Source organism: Enterobacter sp. SA197 (genome assembly GCF_054131575.1).
Window position 1 is genome coordinate 3,431,090 of the sequence record NZ_CP096393.1, and the last position, 25,018, is coordinate 3,456,107.

Consider the following 25,018-nt stretch of genomic DNA (forward strand, 5'->3'; position numbering starts at 1 on the left):
TTCTCAGTGCGTCGAAGAGGGTTTTATATGCTGCAGCCAGCGTTTTTCCGCTTTGCGGAACATGCTAATCAGTGCATAAGAGATAATCAGATACAGCACCGCAGCAAGACCAAATGCGGTAAAGGGCTGATAGGTGGCGGAGTTAATGTCACGGGCAATTTTCAGCAAATCCGGCACCGTCGCGGTGAAGGCAAGCGCCGTAGAGTGCAGCATTAAAATAACTTCGTTGCTGTAGGCCGGTAACGCAATACGCAGCGCCGAGGGTAGAATAATGCAGCGATACAGCTTCACAGATGAAAAACCATAGGCCCGTGCGGCTTCAATTTCCCCGGCCGGTACAGAGCGTATCGCCCCGGCAAAAATCTCGGTGGTGTAGGCGCAGGTATTCAGCGTCAGCGCCAGCACCGTGCAGTTCAGACCGCTTCGGAAAAACGCGTTCAACAGCTCCGTCCCCTTCACGACCTCCAGGGTATACATACCGGAATAGAAAACCAGCAGCTGCACGTAAAGTGGCGTGCCACGGAAAATATAGGTAAACAACCAGATGGGGAACTGAATGTATCTGTTACTGGAGACGCGTCCGATCGCCAGAAACAGTGCCAGGATCCCGCCCATCACTACGGACGAAATGAGCAGCCATAAGGTGACAGCCACGCCGGTAAAACGGTAGCCATCGGTCCATAACAGCGATTTCCAGTACTCCTGAATAATCTCGATCACAGGTCAGCCCTCTTCACACCGACGGAGTAGCGACGTTCGAGAAGAAGCAGTACGCCATTAGATACGGTGGTAAACACCAGATAGATAACTCCACACACAATGGCGAAGTAGAACGGCTCCCAGGTGCTCTTTCCGGCAAGCTGGGTTGCTTTGACCACATCTTCCAGTCCCAGCAAGGAAACCAGCGCCGTGGCCTTGAGAATAACCTGCCAGTTGTTACCGATACCCGGCAGCGCAAAACGCATCATCGCCGGAAACAGAATGCGGCGGAAAGTCTGGCCGTTGGTGAAACCGAACGCCGTCGCAGCTTCAATATGCCCTTTCGGCACGGCCATAAACGCGCCACGGAAGGTCTCAGTAAAATAGGCTCCGTAAATAAAACCGAGCGTAATGATACCCGCCACCATAGGATCAATATCGATCTGATCCATGCCTATTGCATCGGTCAGCGTATTGAGCGCGATTTGCAGTCCGTAAAAGATAAGCAGCATCAGAACGAGGTCCGGCACGCCGCGAATGAGGGTGGTGTAACCTTCGAAAATCAGTGCCAGCGGACGATTTTTCGAGAGTTTCGCTCCCGCGCCCGCAAGCCCAATCAGCACCGCCAGCACCACTGAGCTGATAGCCAGCTCAAGAGTGACCAAGGCACCGTGGAATATAACTTGTGAAAACCCGTACAGCATGCAGCTTGCCCTGTCGTGTAATCATGTTTGCCGCGTCTCTTCCCCTCCCGGACCGGGAGGGGTCGCACGTTAAACACGCGTGGAATTAACCACCATAAACATCAAAATCAAAATACTTTTTCGCCAGCTTTTCATAGGTGCCATCGGCACGCATCTCAGCAAATGCTTTGTTCAGCGCTTCACGCAACTCATTGTCTTCCTTACGCACGCCCATTCCGGTACCGACGCCAAACAGCTGTTCGTCTTTCACAGACGGACCGCCAAATTTGTAGTCTTTACCGACCGGGGTTTTCAGGAAGCCTTCGCTGGCGGCCACTTCATCCTGGAAAGCCGCATCAATACGTCCTGCCGTCAGGTCAGAATAGATATTGTCCTGCCCCTGGTAAGAGACGATTTCAATGCCTTTCGGCGCCCAGTGCACATTGCCGTAGGTTTCCTGCGTCGTACCTTGCAGCACGCCTACACGCTTGCCTTTAAGCTTATCGATGTCAGGCTGAATATCAGAATCTTTGGCAACGACCAGACGCGAATCGGCTGCGTACAGTTTGTCGGTGAAAGAAATTTCCTGCTGGCGTTTTTCAGTAATTGACAGAGACGACATGATGGCATCAATTTTCTTCGCTTTGAGCGAAGGGATCAGCGCATCCAGTGGGTTCTCAATAAACACACACTGCGTTTTGATGCGTTCGCACAGCGCTTTAGCCAGATCGATATCAAAACCCACCAATTCTCCCTGTGAATTCTTCGATTCAAAGGGGGCATAAGTAGGATCGGTACCGATACGAAGTTTTTGTGGGATGGCTGCGAATGCGCCGGAGGCGCTGGAGATAGCGAACACCAGAGAAAGTGATAACACCAATTTTTTCATAGTTATCCTCAACTGACTGTCTTTCCTAAGGGATTTATTAGAAGAATACGGTGTCGCTATCGTGCCATTAGATGGCACAGCAAGGCAAAGCATTCTGCCCGCCCGGCGGCTTTTTTTGCACTGTTTCTGCTTATTTATGCAGTGATGCGCCAAATCAGTGCAACCTTTGCACCATCATGAATCATCACTGGTAGTTATGCACCACGCTGGCGGACCAGAATGGCGCATAGTTCAGCTACGTAGTTAATCAGTCACCGTAGACATTAAAGTCGAAGTATTTCTTCGCCAGCTTGTCGTAGGTGCCATCTTTACGCAGTTCATCAAAAGCCTTATCGAAAGCGGCTTTGAGTTCCTTATCATCTTTACGCAGACCAATGCCTGTGCCGTCACCAAAGTATTTTTTGTCTTTAACCGAGGCACCGGCAAAAGCAAATTCTTTCCCCGCAGGCTGTTTCAGGAAGCCTTCGCTGGCAGCCACTTCATCCTGCAAGGCGGCATCCAGACGGCCTGCCGCCAGGTCTGAATAGATCAAGTCCTGATTCTGGTACGCCACCACATCAATGCCTTTACTGCGCCAGTTATCGTTAGCGTAACCTTCCTGGGTAGAGCCTTGCAGAACACCTACATGCTTACCTTTCAGCGAGTCGAGCGTAGGCTGAATGGTTGAGCCTTTGGCGGCAATCAGGCGAGAGTCAGCAGCGTACAGTTTTTCAGAGAAGGCAATTTCTTGCTGACGCTTCTCGGTAATGGAAAGCGAAGAGATGATTGCGTCGATTTTCTTCGCTTTCAGGGAGGGAATTAAGGCATCAAAATCGCTGCCCACCCAGGTGCATTTCACCTTGATACGGCTACACATCTCGTTACCGAGATCGATATCAAAACCGACGAAATCCCCTTTCGAATCTTTTGAAGAGAATGGCGCATAGGTCGCATCTGTACCAATACGTACCGTCTGGGGAAGTGCTGCGTAAACGCTGGATACCGCGGACAAACCCAGCAGTAAAGACAGAGCAATAACCGTCTTCTTCATACATAACCCTCAAGTGTTCTGATTTTATTATCGTGCGTTGTGTTGTTGCTGACGGATACCTTGCACGTCTTATGCCAGTTTCTCCCGCAGGAAAAACATCAGCGTTAGATTTGTTAACAAAACGTTGCAAAGTCACCTTAATGGTGAAAGATAGCAGGTCGACTAAACGATCCAGAGCGTTAGAGGCGCAAAAAAGGGATTAAATGTTGAGGATATGATCGCGGTTACAAAAATGCCCTAAAAAAGGGCACCTCCGGGGACGACGCACTATTTTGCGCCATTCCCCCCCTGCCAGCGCAGAAAAAGATCCTGCGGCAGTTCAATAGCAAACTGATCCAGTACCCGATTGACGGTCTGATTGATGACATCATCGAGACTCTGCGGGTTGTGATAAAACGCCGGGACCGGGGGCATGATAACCGCGCCAAGCTCAGAAGCTTGCGTCATCAGGCGCAGATGGCCAAGATGCAGTGGCGTTTCACGCACGCACAGTACCAGTGGACGACGCTCCTTAAGCACTACGTCCGCCGCGCGGGTAAGCAGGCTGTCAGTAAAGCTGTTCACAATGCCGGAAAGGGTTTTAATCGAGCAGGGTAAGATAACCATGCCTGCAGTTTTGAACGAGCCAGAGGAGATGCTGGCGGCGATGTCACGCACATCGTGCACCACATCGGCAAACGCCTGTACATCGCGCAGCGCGAAGGTTGTTTCGAGGGAGAGGGTCTGGCGGGCTGCAGGGCTCATCACCAGATGGGTTTCCACATCTGCTACGTCGCGTAATACCTGCAACAAACGCACGCCGTAAATGGCGCCGCTGGCACCGGAGATCCCCACAATGAGTCGTTTCATAGCTGTCGTCCTTAGTCACACTGAGGCAGACTTTGCCGGAATATGGCAGCAGTTGCAATAAGGCGTCTCATCCTCCGGCCCGGCCGACTACCCCTTCTCCCCCCGCCCGCCCGGCAGACAAAACCAGGAAGCCACGATCAGCACCATCAAGAGCATCTCAATAAGCATTATCAGCCCGCCTTGCTCACTAAACCAGGTGCCAATAATAATCGCCGTATTGCTGAGAATAACCCCCCACGCCACCCACGGGAAAAACGGGGAGCGATAACGCAACACGCTTTGCGGATAGCGACCGTGGTTGACTGCACACCGGAAACGGTACTGACACCAGCCAATGGTTATCCAGGCCAGACAACCCACCTGCCCGGTGCTGGCAATAAGATAAAGATAGAACTGTTGCGCGGGAATATAGCGGGTTAACAACGAGACGAGCGCCAGCGCGACGGTCAGTAAAATCGCCTTTACCGGCACACCTGCCTGATTCACCGCCCGGAAACAGGCAGGGGCGAAACGGTCGCCCGCCATAGACCAGAGCATCCGTGAGCTGGCATAAATGGCCGAATTTGCCGCTGACACGGCGGCAGAGAAAATAACCAGCATCATAAGTGTACCGGCGCCCGGAATGCCAACCTGGGAAAACACCCATACAAAAGGACTTTGCCCGTCGGGTATCCTGTCCCGCGGATACACCAGCGCAAGAACGGCAATCGCCAGACCATAAAAAAGGATGATCCGCAGGCCAATGCCCAGAATGACTTTTGGCAATACCTTCTGTGGCGATTCGGTCTCTCCTGCGGCGTTGCCCACCAGCTCCACGCCCTGAAACGAGTAAATCACGATGGTCATACAGACCAGAATTTGCCACCCGCCATGAGGAAACCAGACCCCGCCCATTTTCAGTGTCGGGTGCCACTGCGCATCACCGGACAATGAGGCAATCAGTAAACCGCCCGCACCGATAAACAACACAATCGCAAAGACTTTAATTGCCGAAAGCCAGTATTCACATTCGCCAAACAGTTTCGCCGAAAGCAAATTAACCAGTGTCAGGATGCAGAGGATGAAGAAACAGAAATAGTGAACGGGGATGGCAGGAAAATAGTGACTGGCAATGAAGCTGGCGGCGGTTAAATCAGCGGCCAGCGAAAATACCCAGCTTAGCCAGTACAACCATCCAATGGTGTAGCTGAAAAGTGGATGAGGCATAAACATCAGGGCGTAATGCTGAAAAGAGCCGGAATGGGGAAAGGCACATGACAATTCACCGAGGCAGGCCATCGTCGCCAGCATAATGGCACCGGCAAAAAGATAGGCCAGCAATGTGCCGGCTGGCCCGACGCTGTATAAAGGTTCAGCAATGCCGATAAACAAACCTGTCCCAATCGTTCCCCCGATCGACATCATCAAAAGATGGCGCTTTTTCAGGTTACGCTTTAGTCCATATTCTGACTCCGCAGGCGGGAGTTCTTGCAGGGCGCTCATGGTTGCTTCCTGTCTGTGGCTATAGCGTTGCCGCGGACGCGTGCCCGCGGCGCTAACATCTAGTGTTTAAACCGCATGGCAATGCCTTTGGTCTGACATGCCATCAACAGGCCGGTGTAATCCAGTTCGAAGCGAACCACATCCCCGACGTTTAATGGCTGCTGGCAATCCTCGATGTCAACCAGGGTATGATCGCTGGTCTGCCCTAACACGCTGATTGTGTCATCACAGGGCACACAGTTATCTGAAGGCACATCCTGTCGACCAAACGCCAGTAAGGCACGGCGGCGCACACCATGATCGACAAAGGTTTTAGTTTGCAAAAACGCATCCACACCCAGCTCTCCAACCGGGACCGTCGGTTTACTGTTCAGCTCGATGATTTCGGCTTCCAGCACGTACAGACTGGAGCAGGCTTTGTCGACAGGCTTCGCTGAATGATGAAATTCATCCAGATATTTCATATCCACATATTCGATGCCGAATTCATGCAGACCGCCTATGCGCAAATGATTGAGCCCCGCCGGCCATAACCCCTTGTCGAGCAAATGGTAGCTGGTGCAGTTTCCGGCAGAGAGACGGCGAACCGTCGTTCCGCTGTCTGCTTCCAGTCGTGCAACCAGCGCCAGGAAATCTTCACCATTTTTCACCGACGGCAGGACAGTACCGTAGCAGTTGAAATTTGTACCCAATCCGTAAAGCGCCAGCCCTGGCAACTCAGTAATCAGTGTGATGGTAGAGAGAATTCGTTGATATTCACTAAACCAGATCCCCTCACGCAGATCGCCCATGTCGATCATCAGCAAAATCTGATGCGTTTTATTCTGCCGTTGCGCCTCAAGGGATAATGCCTGTAGAACCACGGGTTCGCTGTTCAGGCTGATATCAGCGTAACGAACGACCTCTTCAATTTCACTCAGGCATGGGCTACGCAACAGACAGGTCGTGCAGCCAATATGGCGAATTTTTTGCAAATTGTAAGTTCGTGATTCGGCAATAACCTCAATTCCCGCATTAAAAACGGCCTGGGCTGTTTCGACGCAACCGTCAAAAACTTTGTTTACTGCCATCACTTCTATACCGCTGTTTCCCAGTATGGCTTTTTCCGTGCGGGCATTTTCTTCAAGCTTACCTAAATCAATTTCAAGAACTGGCATATACATATTATTTTCCTCTCGCCATGCTCAGACGAGCATTACGCCTCTGGGCCCGTTGGTAGATAAATTCAGCCACGATAATTGCCAGCAGGGCACCGCCAATAATTTTGCCCGCATACTGAAAATAGCCACCCATATCTACCTGAGAGGGCGGAATAAAAAGCAGGACCACAGCAAATGCGATGGAAATAAAACCCAGTGCGGGTAGAAGCGCCGGTAATACCTTACCGGGTATTTTGAAACTTCTTGGCGTATTGGGCTGCGTGTGACGCAGACGCCAGAAGGCCGGGAACATCACCAGATATGGAATAAAATAGGTGATGGTAGTGAGTGCGGTCAGCATCCAGTATGCCGCGGCAACGCTTGGAGATATAAAGGTGGAGAAACATAAAACCGTGACAATAATCGCCTGAACGGTCAATGCGTAAGCGGGCGTTTTCCATTCCGGATGCAGGTGTGCAATTTTATCCCCCAGCAAATTATCCTCACGTGAGGCTTCCTGCAGCATATAGATGGGACCGACAAGCCAGGAGTTAATCTGACCTAAAGCACCAAAAAACATACAACAGGCCATGACGGGAATCAGCCACGGCATATGTAGCGTGTCCGCAGCGGAGTGCATGGCCTGCATCACACCGGCAACAATATCGGTTTTGCCTGCAGGTAGCAGGGTATTTAAGGCCCATGTTCCGACCATATAAATACCGACAATAACGGCGGCTGAAACCGCCATCGCGCGCGGAAAATCGCGTTGCGGATTACGGGTTCGCCCGGCAATCATCGGCGCGACTTCCAGACCGGCAAAGGCAAACATCATGCTCGAAAGGAATACAACCGTGTCCCAGTGGCCAAGATCGGGGATCCAGTTCCCTGCCGTCGCATAGTCTGTTTGCATTTGATGCCCGGTGGCCAACCATACAATAGCGAGAATAATCAGGATGGCGGAGGGGATAAATACCCCGCACCAGGCACTGATACTGTTGATTATCTTGGTCCACTCCATTCCGCGAATATTCATCAGCGTCAACAGCCAAAAAATAACCGCCGACCCAATACCTATAAACGCTTTATTTTCTGCAAGACCACCGCCAATCATGTAGCCGAGGGCGGTAAAACCGAATTGAAGCATCAAAGGAAAAAACAATACGCAGGAAAAAAGGAAGCACACCACCACAATCCATGCAATACGTTTTCCGAACGCCTCTTTTATCCAGACAAATATTCCACCATCTTTCGGCCAGCCGGTGGAGAGCTCCCCACACACCATTGCCAGCGGAAAGAACAGACAAAATGCAGCGATAACCCAAAGCAGCATTGCCGAGGCCCCATAAGGGGCGACGTTGGGAATTTGCCGCAAACTTAATATTGCAATGACATTCATGAAAACAATGTCTTTGATGCCAAGTAAGCCAGACTTATCGTTACTCATGGCCATCTCCTGTTATTCAATTAAGCGCTTCAATGCGCTCTTCGAATGCATGACAGCCGGACTCTGACTGCGCCAGAGTCCGGCGGGTACGGTTTTAAAAAATGTCGTACTTGACCATATCTTCATAAGTATCTTCGCGACGGATAAGGCGATCGTTTCCGTATTTATCGATCATCACCACCGCCGTTCGCGGACGGTTGTTATAAACAGTCTGGCTTTCGATGGTATAAGCCCCGGCATCAAGAAAGGCGACAATATCCCCCACTTGCGTCTCTTTCGGCATCAGGAATTCTTCGCCCTTCACCCCCATATGGAAATAGTCGCCTCCGTCGCATAACGGGCCTGCCAGTTTGATCCACGCGTCATGTTCGCTGGTAATGCGGGACGCGTTATAAACATAAAAGAACCAGTCAAAATGCTGACTGTCAGAGAGAACGCTGTAGCCTGCGTCGACAAATTTCCACTCGACGTGGCATTCAACGTTGCCAGTGATGTCATAGTTCGTTTTGCGTTTTTCACAGGAGACTTCTGTCAGCAATACCGCTGCGGAGCCGGTCACTTTGCGCCCGGGTTCAATGCAGATTTCGACGTCAGTACGCCATTTATGAACTTCGCGGATGACCGCATCGGCAAAATCTTTCGCCGTGATGCCCGCATACATATTGTCTTTCAGCGGATCGCCGTTTTCTTCATCATATTTATAGGGAACCGGGATCCCACCGCCAACGTTGATCAAGTCAAATTTAATGCCTAACACCTCCTCCAGACGGCGGGATTCATCCACCAACACCTTTGTCGCTTTGGCAAAGGGTTCAGATTCCGGCACCTGGTCCCCGACATGCATATGTAAGCCCCGCAGATGGACATAGGGCATTTCAAGGATTCGACGACAGGTCTCTTCCGCCTGCTCAAGGTCAAGACCGGATTTGGCATGAAACGCCGTGACCAGTTCCGCATGGGTTGCCGAAGGAACGTTGGGTTCCACACGTACGCAAACATTGGCCGTTTTGTTCAATTTGCGGGAAATACGGTCAATATGATCGAGTTCATACAGACTATCGACATTAATCAAATAGAGATCGTTTGCGATGGCAAATTCCAGATCGGCAGGCTTTTTCACCACGCCATTAAAAACTATTTGATCGCCGCGAAAACCAATTTCAAGACATTTGCGAACTTCGAACTGCGAGTTGGCTTCGGCACAAATTCCGGCATCACGAATAGCCTGTAAGACCCCCATGACGGAACAGGTTTTTGAAGCAAAAAAGGTTTTCACCTTATTATGCGCAGCAAAGGCCTCCTGAATTTCATTGATGTTACGGATAATTTCGGCTTCAGAGAAAACATAAAACGGCGTAGGATATTTACGAGCCAGCGCATCCAGGTCTACCCCATCGAAATATAAGTGCTCCTCCTGGTTTTTGAAACGACGATCCTGTGTGAGTAATTCATCACGTAAATGGTTGTAATTTTCAGCAATAAAATCAGACATAACACCCTCTGCTTGTTGTTGTAAGACTTGCCCTTATGGTTAAAAAGGCTAAAGCAACAGGCATGCCATTATTTTATTGTTAAATTTCAATAAATTATAATTTTACCTGTTTTAAAATTTTTGCCACTTTCGCAATTTTTCATCAAAACGCCGAATTTTTGTCGCTCTATAATCGTGCTTTCGTCAATCGATTAAGGCGTCAATGTATGAGTGCAGCAGACAAGGAACTGGTCACCGCATTACAGATGTTCTCCCGCTTTTTTGATCTTATCCATCAGCCTCTCGCGGTAATAAACCTGCAGGGTGAATATGTCTATTACAACCAGGAGAGTGCAGAGCTTGATGGTTATAGCAGAGAGCGAGCAATAGGAAAGCACATGCTGGAGGTCTACCCGGCAATGAAAGAGGCGCAAAGCACAATGCTTTCCTCTCTTAAAAGCGGCGTAGAATATATAGGCCATTATCAGATTTATTATAATGCCCGTGGCCAGGCGGTTGATTATCAACATACCACTGCCCCCCTTTATTCAGGCAGTGGCAATATGATTGGTGTAATAGAAATTGGCAGGAATATGTCCGGCGTCAGGAGGTTGCAAGAGCAGGTCGTTGAGCTTAATCGCTTACTCTATGCCGGAAGCAATGAGCAGTACCCATGCATTATCACCGAAAACCCCGAAATGCTCGGCATTATTGAAAAAGCTAAACGCCTGGCAGCCAGTAATATCCCCGTCACCATCATTGGTGAAACGGGAACCGGAAAAGAGCTTTTTTCACGTTTAATACATCAGTACAGTAAACGCGCTGATAAACCTTTTATTGCCCTGAATTGTAGCGCGCTGCCGCCAACATTAATTGAGAGTACTCTTTTCGGTACGGTACGCGGCGCATTTACCGGCGCAGAAAATAGTCAGGGTTATCTTGAACTCGCCAGTGGCGGCACCCTCTTTCTTGATGAACTCAACGCGATGCCTCTGGAGATGCAAAGTAAGCTGCTTCGCTTCCTGCAGGATAAAACATTCTGGAAGCTGGGTGGTCAGCAGCAGCAGTGCTCAGATGTGCGTATTGTCGCTGCAATGAACGAAGCCCCCTCTGAATTAATTCAACAGGGGCGGCTGCGCGCCGATCTTTTTTACCGGCTTAACGTGGGCATGCTGGCACTGCTACCGCTTCGCAAGCGGCCAGAAGATATCGTGTTACTGGCCAATTATTTCATTGATAAATATCGTAACGAAGTGCCACAGGATATTCATGGTCTGGGCGAAGAGGCCCGAATAACGCTCATTAACCGTCAATGGCCGGGAAATATTCGCATGCTGGAAAACACTATCGTTCGCAGCATGATCATGCAGCAGAAAGATGGCGTATTAAAAAGAATTGTCTTTGATGAGGAGGAGCTGCATTTGGGTTTAACGCAAAGCGTTCCGCCCACTGCGCAACAGGCTGTCAGGCCCGGCGATCCCTGTAGCCCCCTTGACCTACAGGTGGCAAATTTCGAAAAGAGCGTTATTGAATCGGCTCTGGATATGCATCAGGGCAATATTGCTGCCGCCGCGCGCAGTCTGAGTATGTCGCGCACGACACTGCAATACAAAGTTCAAAAGCACGGTATTCATATTGGTGTTGTACACCACTAAAGGCTGCCAGCGATCGGCGGATCGCTGGCAAACGCAATTACCCTTCGTTATGCATCTCTAAGCTTTCCACTTCGTTCAGAAGCTGCACGGCTTTGGCATCATCATTACGCAGGGAGTCGAGATAGTCGAGGTACTGCTGGTTGACGTCTTTAGTCACATAAACGCCATTAAAGACAGAGCATTCGAATTGCTGAATGTCCGGGTTTTCTGCACGAACCGCATCAATCAAATCGTCCAGATCCTGGAAGATTAATGCATCAGCGCCGATAATCTGGCGGATCTCATCAACTTCACGGCCGTGAGCAATCAGCTCGTTAGCCGTGGGCATATCGATACCATAGACGTTGGGGAAACGAATTTCCGGTGCCGCGGAAGCCAGATAAACTTTCTTCGCGCCCGCTTCGCGCGCCATCTCGATAATCTGCTCTGAGGTGGTGCCACGCACGATGGAGTCATCCACCAGCAGGACGTTCTTACCGCGGAACTCAGCGCGGTTAGCGTTCAGCTTACGGCGCACGGACTTACGGCGCAGCTGCTGGCCCGGCATGATAAAGGTACGGCCAACGTAGCGGTTTTTCACAAATCCCTGGCGATACGGTTTACCCAGAATACGGGCCATCTCCAGCGCGATGTCGCAGGAGGTTTCCGGAATCGGGATCACCACGTCAATGTCTAAATCTTCCCATTCACGGGCAATTTTTTCACCAAGTTTGGTGCCCATATTAACGCGGGCGCTGTAGACGGAGATTTTGTCAATGAACGAGTCCGGACGCGCGAAATAGACATACTCAAACAGACACGGATTCGAGACGGGATTATCAGCACACTGACGGCTAAAGAGCTGACCTTTCTCAGTGACATACACCGCTTCGCCAGGTGCGACATCACGCAGAAATTCGAAGCCCAGCGTATCCAGTGCCACGCTTTCCGAGGCCATCATGTATTCCGTGCGCCCGTCGCCCAGCTCGCGCTTACCCAGTACCAGCGGACGAATTCCGTTCGGATCGCGGAAGCCAACCATACCGTGGCCGATAATCATTGCGATACAGGCATAAGCCCCGCGAATATGACGATTCGTCGCGGCAATGGCGGCAAAAATGTTATCGGCTTCCAGCGGGTAGTGGCGGAAGTTATCCAGCTCGCTGGCAAAGATATTGAGCAGGATTTCTGAATCAGAGGTGGTATTGATATGACGGCGCTTCTCTTCAAAGAGTCGGGTGCGCAGCTCATGAGCATTCGTCAGGTTGCCGTTGTGGGCAAGCGTGATGCCGTAAGGGGAGTTTACGTAAAAAGGCTGTGCCTCGGAGGCACTGGAGCTCCCTGCAGTCGGATAACGGACATGACCGATACCCATGTTTCCCTGCAGGCGCTGCATATGGCGGGCTTCGAAAACGTCGTTGACCATGCCATTTGCTTTGCGCAGACGGAAACAATTATTTGCATCAATAGTAATGATGCCAGCAGCATCCTGGCCACGGTGCTGAAGCACCGATAACGCGTCATAAATCGACTGGTTGACCGGCATGAAACCGGCGATTCCGACAATACCGCACATACGTCTTTTTCCTCGTTAAGAATCTGCTTATCAGGCCTCATTGTCGTAGCCAGTTTGAAGGGACAGCGCAGCAACCGGAACGTACGGTGAGTACGTAAGGATTGTGAACACCGCCCTGGTTCAAAATGGCACCTAAACCAGCCTGATGAGCCAGGTTCTAAGCCACATCTCAGAGCTAAACCCTGGGCAAGAAACTTGACGAACTTTGCAGATAGTCAAAGAACCATCTGATGATGAAACTGAATTGCGGAATAAACTGCGACTTCTGCCAGTCGTCACTTTTCGACAGGCCCGTAAAGGTATCAAGAAAGAACAGAATGGCGGCGACGATCAGTACACCTCGCAGCGCACCAAAGCAGATCCCCAACACCCTGTCTGTACCCGACAGGCCGGTTTTTTCCACAAGTTGACCTATCACGAAGTTAACGATAGCGCCAACGATCAGTGTCGCAATGAACAGCGCCGCAATGGCGATTCCGTTGCGAACCAGTTCATCTTCAAAGCCCGTGAACCAGACTGACAGGTAAGTGTAGTAATGACTGGCAACAAAGAAAGCACAGCCCCATGTCACCAGCGATAACGCTTCACGAACAAAGCCACGGATAAGGCTAACCAGACAGGAAAAACCAATCACCGCGATGATGGCGTAATCAATCCAGACCATATGTGTCCCACGATTAATCGCCCTGTCGTCCAGTTCGGGGCGAATTCTAACAGAAAAAGAAAACGTTTGCGTAGGGATTTCCTTCCCATGCGTAAATAAAAATGGCGCTGAAAAAACATTCAACGCCATCGAATCTTAAGCCTCTTCGGGCGTGTTTTTAAATTCGTATTTACACCCTCACCCCGGCCCTCTCCCTCAAGGGAGAGGGAGCAAACCATCCCTTCGCCCCTATGGGGAGAGGGTTAGGGCGAGGGGGAAAACCGCATACTAGTTCGCGCTGTAATTCATCACCACGCCGTTGAGCCCCGAAATCTGCTTCAGTTCACCCAGTGAACCTTTCAGTTTGTCCTTCGAGGCATCAGGCCCTACCAGAATGCGGGTTATTTTACCCGGGACAGGCGTGGTCGGCGACGTATAAACGCGATAACCCGCCCCCCGAAGTTTGCCGACAATTTCCGTGACTTTATCAGCGTTCTTCAGGGCACCCAGTTGAACAACATAGGCTTTACCAATCGGAGCAGATTTATCTGCCGCAGGTTGTTCCACCACCGGAGGGGTTGAGGCCACCTGCTCAACCGGTTTTTGAGACTGCGGCTTAGGCTGCGCTCTCTCTGCGGTTTTGGGCTGTTCGCTGCGGGCAGGTGTAGTGATCTCGGGATTCGCTGCACCACTGGCGGCCTGGCGCGAAACATCCAGCGAGGGCGCGGCGGCATCTCCCGCACGCACCTCTTCTGCCGCGCCTTCCGGCGGCTGGGCCGGCAACGCCTGAGTCGCAGCAGGCATCATGTCGGGCTCATCACGATCTCCCGGTTTGGGCACCAGTGGGATCGCGGCGAACTCATCCTGATAATGCTTTTTTTGCCCGTCCAGCAGGCCCGGAAGAATAATAACCCCCAGCGCTACCAGCACAATGGTCCCCATCAAACGGTTCTGAAACTTACTCGCCACCGGTTCTCCCCGCCTCCAACGCTTCCATGACATGTGCCACCGTGTGGAAAGAGCCACACACCAGCACGGTATCTTCGGCTTTTGACTCCGCCATCGCTGCCTGCCAGGCAGCGGCAACATCCTGATATTCATGGCCCGCGGGCAGATGCGCCATCAGCTGCTGCGCCGTAGCGCCACGCGGTCCTTCCAGAGGGGCACAATACCAGCTATCGACCACCGGCTCCAGACAGGCAAGCGTCCCGGCGATGTCTTTATCATGCAGCATACCAATGACCGCCAGTACCCGACCTTTTTTTGGTTCTGCACTCAGGCGCCCGGCAAGATATGCCGCCGCATGAGGATTATGCGCCACATCCAGAATCAGGCGAGGGTTGTCACCCACAATCTGGAAGCGTCCAGGCAACATCGCGCCAGCGATGCCCTCACGAATGGCCGCTTCGCTCACCGCTAACCCACTGGCGCGAAGCGCGGCCAGTGCCGTCGCCGCATTGGGTTGCGGCACCTGAGGCAGCGGCAGACCGGTTAACTCGCCCTGCGCATCCGTAAAGCGCCAGCTTTCGCCCTGCACCTCATACTGCCAGTCAACGCCACGACGCATGAGCTGCGCCCCTTTCTCATTCGCCACCTCTGCGATGGTCTGCGGCATATCATTTTCACCGACCACCGCAGGTTTGCCACCGCGGAACACGCCCGCTTTTTCGCGGCCAATACTTTCACGGTCCGGCCCCAGCCAGTCGGTGTGATCGAGGGCGATACTGGTGACAACCGCCACATCGGCATCTACCAGGTTGGTGGCATCCAGACGCCCGCCCAGACCCACTTCAAGGATAACCACATCCACAGCTGCCTGTTTAAACAGCCAGAGCGCTGCCAGGGTGCTGTACTCGAAATAGGTCAGGGATGTTTCGCCACGTACGGCTTCAATCTGCGCAAAGGCACGGGTGTGGTAACTGTCGGCAAGCTCGGCGTTCTGAATGCGCACGCGTTCGGTGTAGCGCACCAGATGAGGGGAGCTATAGACCCCAACCTTAAACCCTGCGGCGAGAAGCATGGCTTCCAGCGTACGGCAGGTGGTGCCTTTGCCGTTAGTGCCTGCCACGGTAAAAACAAAGGGAGCCGGACGCGACACATCAAGACGCGCGGCAACCTGACTGACGCGCAGAAGGCCCAGATCGATGGATTTACTGTGCAGGTTTTCCAGATAAGAAAGCCACGCGGCCAGGGGCGACGTGGCTTGCAAATTGCGTTTAATTTCCATGATGCCCGTAGTTTTTGATGATAGTTACCCTGTTAATTCGAGTTGCAGGCAGGCGGCAAGCGAGCGAGTCCCGATGAGCTTACTCCAGTAAGTGGTTCGGGTGAACGAGTACAGCCAACGCACATGCAATTTGAATCAGGACGGGTAATAAAAGCAAAAGGGCAGCGCCGCGATGGCACTGCCCTTCGGTATTATCAGGCTTCGGTTTCCTGATCCGGCACCGGCGGCACCACCACGCTTTCACGCGGCGCATCCGGGTCTGGTGCAGGCTGATTGGTCAGCTTCGCCAGAATGCTTGCCAGCTTAAAGCGCATGTCGGCACGGCGAACGATCATATCGATAGCGCCTTTCTCAATCAGAAACTCACTGCGCTGGAAGCCCGGCGGCAGTTTTTCACGTACCGTCTGCTCGATGACGCGTGGACCGGCAAAGCCAATCAGCGCTTTCGGCTCGGCGATATTCAGATCACCCAGCATCGCAAAGCTTGCAGAGACGCCACCCATAGTCGGGTCGGTGAGCACGGAGATATACGGCAGACCGCGCTCCTGCATCTTCGCCAGCGCCGCAGAGGTTTTGGCCATCTGCATCAGCGACATCAGTGCTTCCTGCATGCGCGCGCCACCGGAAGCGGAGAAGCAGATGAGCGGGCAGTTATCTTCCAGCGCCTGTTCCACAGCGCGGACAAAACGCGCGCCGACAACAGACCCCATTGAACCGCCCATAAAGGCAAATTCGAACGCGGCAGCAACCACCGGCATGCCATGCAGCGTACCTTTCATGACTACCAGCGCATCTTTCTCGCCGGTCTCTTTCTGCGCGCTTGCCAGTCGATCTTTGTATTTTTTAGAGTCGCGGAACTTGAGCACATCTTTTGGCTCGAGTTCGCTACCCAGCTCGACCATTGAACCTTCATCCATCAGGCTATGCAGGCGATTACGCGCTGTCATACGCATGTGGTGGTCACACTTCGGGCAGACCTCAAGGTTACGCTCCAGCTCGGCACGGTAAAGTACCTGACCGCAGCTGTCGCATTTCGTCCACACACCTTCAGGGATGCTCGCCTTACGGGTGGGGGTAATATTGCTTTTGATTCGTTCAATCCAGCTCATTGATAACCTTTATGCATGAACCTGGTAGCCCATAAATGGGGCACATTAAAACATAACAGTTCGAAACTTGGGATAAAAAAGTGGTCGAACCGCCGATGAGTTCTTATTTTGTCTGTCGAGACGCCGCCCGGCGGTGACGAATCACCTCAATCACCCCAGGTAGTATAGACACCACGATGATGGCGACAATCAGCAACTTAAGATTTTCCTGCACCAGGGGCAAGGTGCCAAAAAAGTAACCTGCATAGGTAAAGAGTAACACCCATAACAGCGCGCCCGCCACGTTGAACAGGGCAAAGTGGCGATAGGACATATGCCCCATCCCGGCGACGAAAGGCGCAAAAGTGCGCACGATCGGCACAAAACGCGCCAGGATAATGGTCTTACCGCCGTGTTTCTCATAAAACTGATGTGTTTTATCAAGATAAGCGCGGCGGAAAATTTTTGAATCGGGATTGCTGAAAAGCCTGTCACCAAAAAGCCGCCCGATGGTGTAGTTGACCGCATCCCCGACGATTGCCGCGACCAGCATCAGTAAAACCATCACATGGACGTTAAGGTCGTTGGTCTCAAGCGATGCCAGCGCGCCGGCAACAAACAGCAGCGAGTCACCGGGTAAAAACGGCGTCACTACCAGTCCGGTTTCGCAAAACAGGATGATGAACAGGATCGCGTAAACCCACATGCCATACTGCGCCACCAGCTCCGCCAGGTGCACATCAATATGCAGGATGAAATCAATAAGAAAGCGTATTACGTCCATATTGTCTTTGCCTTGGTTGATTGCGACTAGTCCGCAAGAAACAGCGGACCCATTGGCAATGCAGGCAGGCCGAAATGCGGTGGGTAATCCACGGCGACAAGATACAACCCTTCTGCTTTTGCCGTTGCGGCTGCCAGCGTTCTGTCCTTAGCTGCCAGTAGCTCTGCTATCCAACTCTCCGGCTGGTTCCCGGCCCCCACTTCCAGCAGGCTGCCGACGATATTCCTGACCATATGGTGTACAAAGGCATTCGCTTTGATGTCGACCACAACGTAAGCGCCATAACGTTGCACCTGAATGTGCATCATAAAGCGCCAGGGTGTACGCGACTGGCACTGTACGGCACGAAACGAGGTAAAATCATTTTCACCCAGTAAACATTGTGCCGCACGCTGCATCCGCCCGGCATCCAGCGGCAGATGGTAGTGCGTCACCCCCTGGCCCAGCACCGCAGGGCGCAGACGATGATTGTAGATGACGTAGCGGTAACGGCGCGCGGTGGCACTGAAACGGGCATGAAAATCGTCGGGAACATGTTTCACCCAACGCACCGCGATGTCTCCAGGTAAATTCGCATTTACGCCTAATGTCCAGGCTGCATCTTTGCGCACCGCGCTGGTTTCGAAATGTACCACCTGGCCTGTGGCGTGTACGCCAGCGTCAGTACGCCCGGCGCAAAATACGCCAATGGGTTCATTCGCCACCTGTGAGAGCGCTTTTTCCAGTTTTTCCTGAACGCTACGCACCTCCTGCTGACGCTGCCAGCCGTAATACTTACTGCCGTCGTATTCGATGCCCAGTGCGATTTTTAGCAGCGGCTTTTCCACAACGTCGGACATCAGTACAGGTACTCCTGAATCAATTTTTCAGCGATCCTGACCGACATCAGTGCGCCGCCAAAGCGGACGTTGTCGGCAACCGACCAGAACTGAACCTGCTCAGGTATGCCGTAATCATTGCGCACGCAGCCTACTGATAAATGGGCGCTACCGGAGGCGTCGGCAACCTGAGTCGGAAACGCCTGTTCTTCAGAAAGCACAATGTCTTCACCTTGACCAAACGCATCGCGGGCTTCTTCTGCCGCCAGAGGACGCATCGCCTCAAAGCTCACCATCTGCGCATGGCCGTAGAAGACCGGAGCGCGAACGCTGTTGACAGAAACCATCAGCCCCTCGTCCTGAAGAATCTTACGCACCTCATCGACCAGACGACGTTCAACCGGCACCACACCTTCACGATCCGGCAGCATCGGGAGCATATTGAATGCCAGCTGGCGACCAAAGAAATCATCTTCATCGATCGGAATGCCGTTGAGCAGTTTGGCGCTCTGCCCGGCAAGCGCATCAACGGCCTTTTTACCCAGCGCCGAAACGGACATCAGATTGGTGACGGAGATACGTGACAGCCCACCCACATCAATCAGTGGCTTTAGCGCCGTCAACAACTGGCTGGTCATCGCGTCCGGCACGGCAATGATATTGCGGTTACGATAATCGCTCAGCACGAATGGGTTCACGTCCGGTACCACCAGCGGAACATCCGGTTCCAGCGCAAACAGGCCGCTGGCATCAATAACCAGGCACCCGGCGTTGGTGGCTTCTTCAATGTAATCCGCAGAGGCCTGCGCACCTGCCACAAAAAACGCCAGTTGCGCCTGGGTCCAGTCAAACCCGGCAGCATCCTGAACGCGCACGGTTTTTCCGTTATAACGCAGTGATTCACCGGCGCTTTCATTGCGCGCCAGTGCATGCAGCTCTCCGACGGGGAACTCACGGGCGGACAAGGTTTCAAGTAAGGCTTCGCCTACGGCACCGGTGGCACCCAGGACGGCAATATTCCAGCCTTCAGACATGGTGATTTACTCCAGAAATAAAGCGTGCCCGCCAGAGTACCCGGCGGGCAGCATTAAGAAGACATTAGCGGGTTGGTTGATAAACCGCGTTGAAACCCAGCTTTTGCAGAAGATCGGCGCCATGAGCATCGTCGCACTGTACTAACAGTGATGACCACTCCCGGCGCTCACGATAATGTTTACGCAGCTTATCAAACTCGCCCGGCACGGCTGCCACTTTTCTCAGCAGCGCATCGTCGCGGCGCACATCATACACCAAATGAACCAGTCTTTTCAGAGCGGACTCATCGAGCGGGCCGTGCAGGGTTATGCGGCCAAACTCCGGGGCCGGTAAAAGGGTCGACAGCGCGACCTGCTGACGTTGACCAATAAACTCGCTGAATGCCTCAAACACCTGGGTGGTACCACGCGCTTTGCCTTCAAGGGTGTAACCGGCGATGTGTGCGGTGCCAATATCCGCTTTTTCCAGCAGGGCGACGTTGAGATCCGGTTCCGGCTCCCACACGTCCAGCACCACGCTCAGTTGTTGACCCGCCTCAAGGCAGCGCAGCAGCGCGGCATTGTCCACCACCGGCCCACGACAGGCGTTGATGAGGATCGCACCGGGCTTCAGGCGCTGAATCAGGGCGTCATCGGCCAGATGCAAACTTTTGTAAGGGCCCTCTTTAAACAGCGGCGTATGGAAGGTGAGCACATCTGCCTCGCCGACCAACTCCTCCAGTGAGCGGAAGTCGCCCTCCTCTCCCCGATCGGCGCGTGGCGGATCGCAAAGCAGCGTGCGAACGCCCCAGGCCTCAAGCCGCGCCTGCAGACGACTGCCGACATTGCCTGCGCCAACAATGCCAACGGTGCGGTCGCGCAGGGAAAACCCGTCGCGTTCGGCCAGCATCAGCAGGGACGAGAAGACATACTCCACCACCGCAATGGCATTACAACCTGGCGCGGCTGAAAACGCGATCCCCGCCTGCGCAAGCCAGGCCTCATCAACATGATCGGTGCCGGCAGTCGCCGTTCCAACAAATTTGATGCCCGTGCTGGTAAGCAGCGTTTCGTTGACCTTCGTGACTGAGCGCACCATCAGCGCTTCTGCATCCGCCAGTTCAGCAACCGGAATGGGGCGCCCTGGCACGGCTTTTACCTCCCCCAGGCGACAGAATAATTCGCTGGCATAAGGCATATTTTCATCAACAAGGATTTTCACGTTACAGGACCTGTTTGAATACGGGAATTCAGCCATCAAGTGTGCCATAATCTCGCCGCCAGGCATACCCGCAATGCCGCGTCACGACGAGCGAGACCCAGAGGATTTTCATGATGCAACCCATTCAGGGAGCGCCCGCGCGCCCTCCAGGGCAAGACCCGACCCCCACCAGTAACGTTGCCGGCGAGCAACCGCTCACCACGCTTCAACGGACTGTGCTGGAAAGACTGATTACCCGCCTGGTGGCGCTCACGCAACAGCAAAGTGCAGAAGTCTGGGCAGGGGTGAAGCACGATCTGGGTCTGAAAAATGATGCCCCGCTGCAGTCGCGTCATTTTCCGGCGGCTGAACAAAATCTCAATCAGCGCCTGGATACCGCCTCGCAGAATCACACCACCCGCCAGGTGGTTTCTCAGCTGACCGAACTTTTAAGCCAGGGCAACAACCGACAGGCCGTGAGTGATTTTATTCGCCGCGAGTTTGGTCAGACTGCACTGAGCCAGTTAACGCCTCAGCAGCTCAAAACCGTGCTGACGCTATTACAGAATAACCAGATTTCGATCCCTCAGCCTCAGCAACGTCCGGCGACCGATCGCCCCCTCCTGCCGGCGGAGCACAACTCGCTCAATCAGGCGGTGACAAAACTTGCGGCAGCAACGGGCGAACCCGGGAAACTTATCTGGCAGTCGATGCTGGAGCTCTCGGGTGTGAAAACGGGCGAGCTGATCCCGGCGAAACATTTTGCGCCGCTGATGACATGGCTGCAGGCGCGTCAGACATTAAGCGTACAGACAGCCCCAACGCTGCATACCGTGCAGGCGGCGCTCAAGCAGCCGTTAGATGATACGGAATGGCAGAACATGAACGACTATGCCCAGAAGCTGTGGCAGGTGACGCCGCAGACGGTACTGACTACAGCCCAGGTGCAGGACATCCTCAATCAGGTCTTCCTGCGTCGTGCTGAGCGTTCGCAGGGTATACCGGAAGCGCGTGATGTTAAGCCTATTTACAACCCGCTCTTTGCGCCCGTCATAGAGAGTGTGAAGCACCTTTCCGCTCGCCCGGGGCTGCTGCTGGTCGCGCTGCTGGTCGCCTTTGCCCTGCTCTGGATAGTTATCTGAAAAAACCCCTCCAGGCGGAGGGGTTCGGTTGTTACAGGTCACTGCCGTTATTGCGAATGGTCTCTTTATACCAGTTAAATGATTTTTTACGGCTGCGTTCGAGCGTCCCGTTACCATCATTATCTTTATCAACATAGATAAAGCCGTAGCGTTTTTTCATCTCACCGGTGCCCGCTGACACCAGATCAATACAACCCCAGGGCGTGTAGCCCATTAACTCCACGCCGTCTTCCACGACCGCTTTCTTCATTTCACGCAGGTGGTTTTGCATGTATTCGATACGGTACTGATCGTTGACCGAACCATCACTCTCTTTCTGATCGATAGCGCCAAAGCCATTTTCTACAATAAACAGCGGCAACTGATAGAGATCGTAGAAATAGTTCAGGGAGTAACGCAGGCCCACCGGGTCAATCTGCCATCCCCAGTCTGACGCTTTCACATAGGGATTTTTCACCAAGCTTTTGGTTTCGTCATAATCCAGCTGCGGATTATCGGCGCTCGCTTTGGTGGCAAAAGACATGTAATAACTAAAGCCAATGTAATCCACACAACCACGTTTGAGTATCTGCAGATCTTCTTCGGTGATATCGAGGTCAAAACCTTTGCGTTCGAAATAGTTAAGGATGTGACGAGGGTAATAACCGCGCACGTGTACGTCAGTAAACCAGTAGCGACGATGCATCGCGGCAACGGACATCATCATGTCGTCCGGATCGCAGGTGAGCGGGTAAATCGGGCACATGGCTATCATGCAGCCAATCTGAAAATCAGGGTTAATGGCGTGGCCAGCTTCCACCGCCAGGGCGCTGGCGACCAGCTCATAATGCGCCGCCTGGTACATGACCGGCTCACGGTTTTCCCCTTCAGCGTATTTCAGGCCGGAGTTGGTAAAGGGGGCAAAATCTTCGTGATAATTTGCCTGGTTATTAATTTCATTAAACGTCATCCAGTATTTCACCTTGGTTTTATATCGGGTGAAGACAACGTTCGCAAAACGCACAAAGAATTCGATAAGCTTACGATTACGCCAGCCACCATATTCCGTGACCAGATGGTAAGGCATTTCAAAATGGGAGAGCGTAATGACGGGTTCAATATTATATTTCAGGCACTCATCAAAGAGATCGTCATAAAATTGCAGGCCAGCTTCATTTGGCTCCAGCTCATCACCCTTAGGGAAAATACGGGTCCAGGCAATGGAGGTGCGAAAACATTTAAACCCCATTTCCGCAAAAAGCTTAATATCTTCGGGATAGCGATGGTAGAAGTCGATAGCTTCATGGTTAGGGTAATTTTTTCCCGCGATGACGCCATCGGTAATTTCACGAGGTACGCCATGTGCGCCGGCAGTCATCACGTCCGCAACGCTGATACCTTTCCCCCCTTCTTTCCATCCACCTTCAAGCTGATGTGCCGCGACCGCGCCGCCCCACAGAAAATCCGCTTTGAATCCTGCCATGCCTTTCTCCTTACTCTTTTAGTGGTGTCAGTAAAAGTCGAAAATATAGCGAAGCCTGACTATAACAGTCCTTATATTGAATAGAAACGATGCAAAAAATTATATCGCTGGAATATGTCACATCAATAAAACGTGATGTTTTTTCTGTGTGCTGGCGCGTATTTTTTAAATAAAATAAATATAAAAAGATGACACTGTCCTGTTATGCCACATTGCACAGGAAAGACATATATACCTTTATTATCAAAATACATTAGCGTTGGGATAATACCTCAACGGGCATGAACCGTTGCGGCGTTAAGTCCAGACGGACAGCAAACAGCCTCAGCAGGTGAGCATGTTGCGGGACGACGCGTTTGCGCTGGCAACAGCAAAAAAGAGGCATAAAAAAGGGAGCCAGTTGGCTCCCTTTTCACTGCGTCACAGTTGATCAGTTCAGTTTACGCATCACCAGCGTCGCGTTGGTGCCGCCGAAACCGAAGCTGTTGGACATCACGGTGTTCAGTGTCGCCTCAGTCGGCTGGGTTACAATGTTCAGGCCAGCAGCCTGCTCATCCAGCTGTTCAACGTTAATGCTCGGGGCGATAAAGCCGTGTTCCAGCATCAGCAGGGAGTAGATAGCTTCCTGAACGCCAGCCGCACCCAAGGAGTGACCGGTCATCGCTTTGGTCGCAGAGATTGCCGGGCTGTTGTCACCGAACACTTCGCGGATCGCACCCAGCTCTTTCACGTCGCCTACCGGCGTAGAAGTGCCGTGAGAGTTCAGGTAGTCGATTGGCGTATCCACACCGTGCATCGCCATCTTCATGCAGCGCACCGCGCCTTCACCGGAGGGAGCAACCATGTCGGCACCATCAGAGGTTGCGCCATAGCCAACAATCTCAGCGTAGATGTGCGCGCCACGGGCCAGCGCATGTTCCAGCTCTTCAACCACCACCATACCGCCACCGCCCGCGATGACGAAACCGTCACGGCTTGCATCATAGGTGCGGGACGCTTTTTCAGGCGTTTCGTTGTATTTGGTGGAGAGCGCACCCATCGCGTCGAACTCACAGGCCATCTCCCAGCCCAGCTCTTCGCCGCCGCCAGCAAACACGATGTCCTGTTTGCCCAGCTGAATCTGCTCTACCGCGTTACCAATACAGTGAGCGGACGTCGCGCAAGCGGAGCTGATGGAGTAGTTAACGCCGTGAATTTTGAACGGGGTCGCGAGACACGCGGAAACTGCGGAGCCCATCGCTTTGGTCACCACATAAGGGCCGACCGCTTTCAGACCGCGTGGGCTGCGCATGGCGTCAGCACCAAAGACCTGTGCTTTGGAAGAGCCACCGGAGCCTGCAATCAGACCCACACGCGGGTTGTTCTGGTAAACCTCAGCGCTCAGGCCGGCGTCTGCGATAGCTTCCTGCATGGAGAGAAAAGCATAAATGGAGGCATCGTTCATGAAACGGACCACTTTACGATCGATGAGACCCGTGGTGTCCAGTTTGACATTACCCCATACGTGGCTACGCATACCGGAGTCCTGAAACTCCTGGGAGAAAGTGATCCCTGAGCGTCCTTCACGCAGAGATGCCAGGACTTCCTGCTGGTTGTTACCGATGCTGGAAACGATGCCCAAGCCAGTAATCACTGCACGTTTCATTCAATACCCCTGTAAGTCGCACTAATTTTAAGTTTCGAGTCGCAAGATAGCGTACACTTGTACGCCGAACAAGTCCGATCAGACAATTAATGGGTA

The 25,018-nt window shown here is 52.7% G+C and carries 22 protein-coding genes; 2 read left to right on the forward strand and 20 right to left on the reverse strand.

The window, feature by feature from the left end:
* Positions 1-3: 3 nt before the first annotated feature.
* The 9 genes from M1D91_RS16155 to dokD all read right to left on the reverse strand — a co-directional run bounded on the left by M1D91_RS16155 (position 4) and on the right by dokD (position 9,710).
* On the reverse strand, positions 4-720 hold the full coding sequence (locus M1D91_RS16155; protein WP_437430690.1) for an ABC transporter permease: 717 nt from the start codon (positions 718-720) through the stop codon (positions 4-6).
* Positions 717-1,403, reverse strand: coding sequence for a histidine ABC transporter permease HisQ (locus M1D91_RS16160; protein ID WP_437430689.1), 687 nt, complete (start codon positions 1,401-1,403; stop codon positions 717-719). The genes M1D91_RS16155 and M1D91_RS16160 overlap by 4 nt, the downstream gene beginning before the upstream one ends.
* Positions 1,404-1,488: 85 nt before the next feature.
* Positions 1,489-2,271, reverse strand: coding sequence for a histidine ABC transporter substrate-binding protein HisJ (hisJ, locus tag M1D91_RS16165; RefSeq protein ID WP_437430688.1), 783 nt, complete (start codon positions 2,269-2,271; stop codon positions 1,489-1,491).
* Between the two features lie 247 nt (positions 2,272-2,518).
* Positions 2,519-3,301: a lysine/arginine/ornithine ABC transporter substrate-binding protein ArgT gene (gene argT, locus M1D91_RS16170; protein WP_437430687.1), complete on the reverse strand. Its 783-nt coding sequence runs from the start codon at positions 3,299-3,301 to the stop codon at positions 2,519-2,521.
* 267 nt (positions 3,302-3,568) lie between these two features.
* A complete protein-coding gene (locus M1D91_RS16175; RefSeq protein WP_437430686.1) occupies positions 3,569-4,150 on the reverse strand; it encodes a UbiX family flavin prenyltransferase in 582 nt (193 codons plus the stop codon).
* Positions 4,151-4,237: 87 nt separating this feature from the next.
* On the reverse strand, positions 4,238-5,632 hold the full coding sequence (locus tag M1D91_RS16180; RefSeq protein WP_437430685.1) for an amino acid permease: 1,395 nt from the start codon (positions 5,630-5,632) through the stop codon (positions 4,238-4,240).
* A gap of 59 nt (positions 5,633-5,691) precedes the next feature.
* Positions 5,692-6,795 (reverse strand): alanine/ornithine racemase family PLP-dependent enzyme, encoded by a 1,104-nt coding sequence (locus tag M1D91_RS16185; RefSeq protein WP_437430684.1) that lies wholly within the window; start codon positions 6,793-6,795, stop codon positions 5,692-5,694.
* Between the two features lies 1 nt (position 6,796).
* Positions 6,797-8,218 carry an APC family permease gene (locus M1D91_RS16190; RefSeq protein ID WP_437430683.1) on the reverse strand — a complete coding sequence of 474 codons (1,422 nt, stop codon included), beginning with the start codon at positions 8,216-8,218 and terminating at the stop codon, positions 6,797-6,799.
* A 94-nt stretch (positions 8,219-8,312) separates the two neighbouring features.
* Positions 8,313-9,710, reverse strand: coding sequence for an ornithine/lysine decarboxylase DokD (dokD, locus tag M1D91_RS16195; RefSeq protein ID WP_437430682.1), 1,398 nt, complete (start codon positions 9,708-9,710; stop codon positions 8,313-8,315).
* 206 nt (positions 9,711-9,916) lie between these two features.
* Between dokD and M1D91_RS16200 the strand changes: the two genes are divergently transcribed.
* Positions 9,917-11,344 carry a sigma-54 interaction domain-containing protein gene (locus M1D91_RS16200; protein WP_437430681.1) on the forward strand — a complete coding sequence of 476 codons (1,428 nt, stop codon included), beginning with the start codon at positions 9,917-9,919 and terminating at the stop codon, positions 11,342-11,344.
* A 37-nt stretch (positions 11,345-11,381) separates the two neighbouring features.
* Here M1D91_RS16200 and purF read toward each other — a convergent pair whose 3' ends face one another.
* The 9 genes from purF to pdxB all read right to left on the reverse strand — a co-directional run bounded on the left by purF (position 11,382) and on the right by pdxB (position 20,694).
* Positions 11,382-12,899 carry an amidophosphoribosyltransferase gene (purF, locus tag M1D91_RS16205; protein ID WP_437430680.1) on the reverse strand — a complete coding sequence of 506 codons (1,518 nt, stop codon included), beginning with the start codon at positions 12,897-12,899 and terminating at the stop codon, positions 11,382-11,384.
* 175 nt (positions 12,900-13,074) lie between these two features.
* Positions 13,075-13,563, reverse strand: coding sequence for a colicin V production protein (gene cvpA / locus M1D91_RS16210; RefSeq protein ID WP_437430679.1), 489 nt, complete (start codon positions 13,561-13,563; stop codon positions 13,075-13,077).
* 267 nt (positions 13,564-13,830) lie between these two features.
* The gene (gene dedD / locus M1D91_RS16215) at positions 13,831-14,511 is read right to left on the reverse strand and encodes a cell division protein DedD (protein ID WP_437430678.1); all 681 of its coding nucleotides are present in this window, start codon (positions 14,509-14,511) and stop codon (positions 13,831-13,833) included.
* Entirely contained in the window at positions 14,501-15,769 is a 1,269-nt protein-coding gene (gene folC, locus M1D91_RS16220; RefSeq protein ID WP_437430677.1) for a bifunctional tetrahydrofolate synthase/dihydrofolate synthase, read from the reverse strand. Before folC ends, dedD begins: the two co-directional genes overlap by 11 nt.
* A gap of 194 nt (positions 15,770-15,963) precedes the next feature.
* Positions 15,964-16,878, reverse strand: coding sequence for an acetyl-CoA carboxylase, carboxyltransferase subunit beta (gene accD / locus M1D91_RS16225; RefSeq protein ID WP_437430676.1), 915 nt, complete (start codon positions 16,876-16,878; stop codon positions 15,964-15,966).
* A gap of 103 nt (positions 16,879-16,981) precedes the next feature.
* Positions 16,982-17,641: a DedA family protein gene (locus M1D91_RS16230; protein WP_437430675.1), complete on the reverse strand. Its 660-nt coding sequence runs from the start codon at positions 17,639-17,641 to the stop codon at positions 16,982-16,984.
* Between the two features lie 26 nt (positions 17,642-17,667).
* Entirely contained in the window at positions 17,668-18,480 is an 813-nt protein-coding gene (gene truA, locus M1D91_RS16235; protein WP_437430674.1) for a tRNA pseudouridine(38-40) synthase TruA, read from the reverse strand.
* Positions 18,480-19,493, reverse strand: coding sequence for an aspartate-semialdehyde dehydrogenase (locus M1D91_RS16240; protein ID WP_437430673.1), 1,014 nt, complete (start codon positions 19,491-19,493; stop codon positions 18,480-18,482). The genes truA and M1D91_RS16240 overlap by 1 nt, the downstream gene beginning before the upstream one ends.
* 64 nt (positions 19,494-19,557) lie before the next feature.
* On the reverse strand, positions 19,558-20,694 hold the full coding sequence (gene pdxB, locus M1D91_RS16245) for a 4-phosphoerythronate dehydrogenase PdxB (protein ID WP_437430672.1): 1,137 nt from the start codon (positions 20,692-20,694) through the stop codon (positions 19,558-19,560).
* A gap of 113 nt (positions 20,695-20,807) precedes the next feature.
* Here pdxB and flk point away from each other — a divergent pair, with 113 nt between their 5' ends.
* A complete protein-coding gene (gene flk, locus M1D91_RS16250) occupies positions 20,808-21,815 on the forward strand; it encodes a flagella biosynthesis regulator Flk (RefSeq protein WP_437430815.1) in 1,008 nt (335 codons plus the stop codon).
* A gap of 31 nt (positions 21,816-21,846) precedes the next feature.
* On the opposite strand, the gene M1D91_RS16255 is transcribed toward flk, so the two are convergent.
* Positions 21,847-23,277, reverse strand: a complete 1,431-nt coding sequence (locus M1D91_RS16255) for a 6-phospho-beta-glucosidase (RefSeq protein ID WP_437430671.1) — start codon at positions 23,275-23,277, stop codon at positions 21,847-21,849.
* 430 nt (positions 23,278-23,707) lie between these two features.
* Entirely contained in the window at positions 23,708-24,922 is a 1,215-nt protein-coding gene (gene fabB / locus M1D91_RS16260; RefSeq protein ID WP_437430670.1) for a beta-ketoacyl-ACP synthase I, read from the reverse strand.
* Positions 24,923-25,018 lie beyond the last annotated feature (96 nt).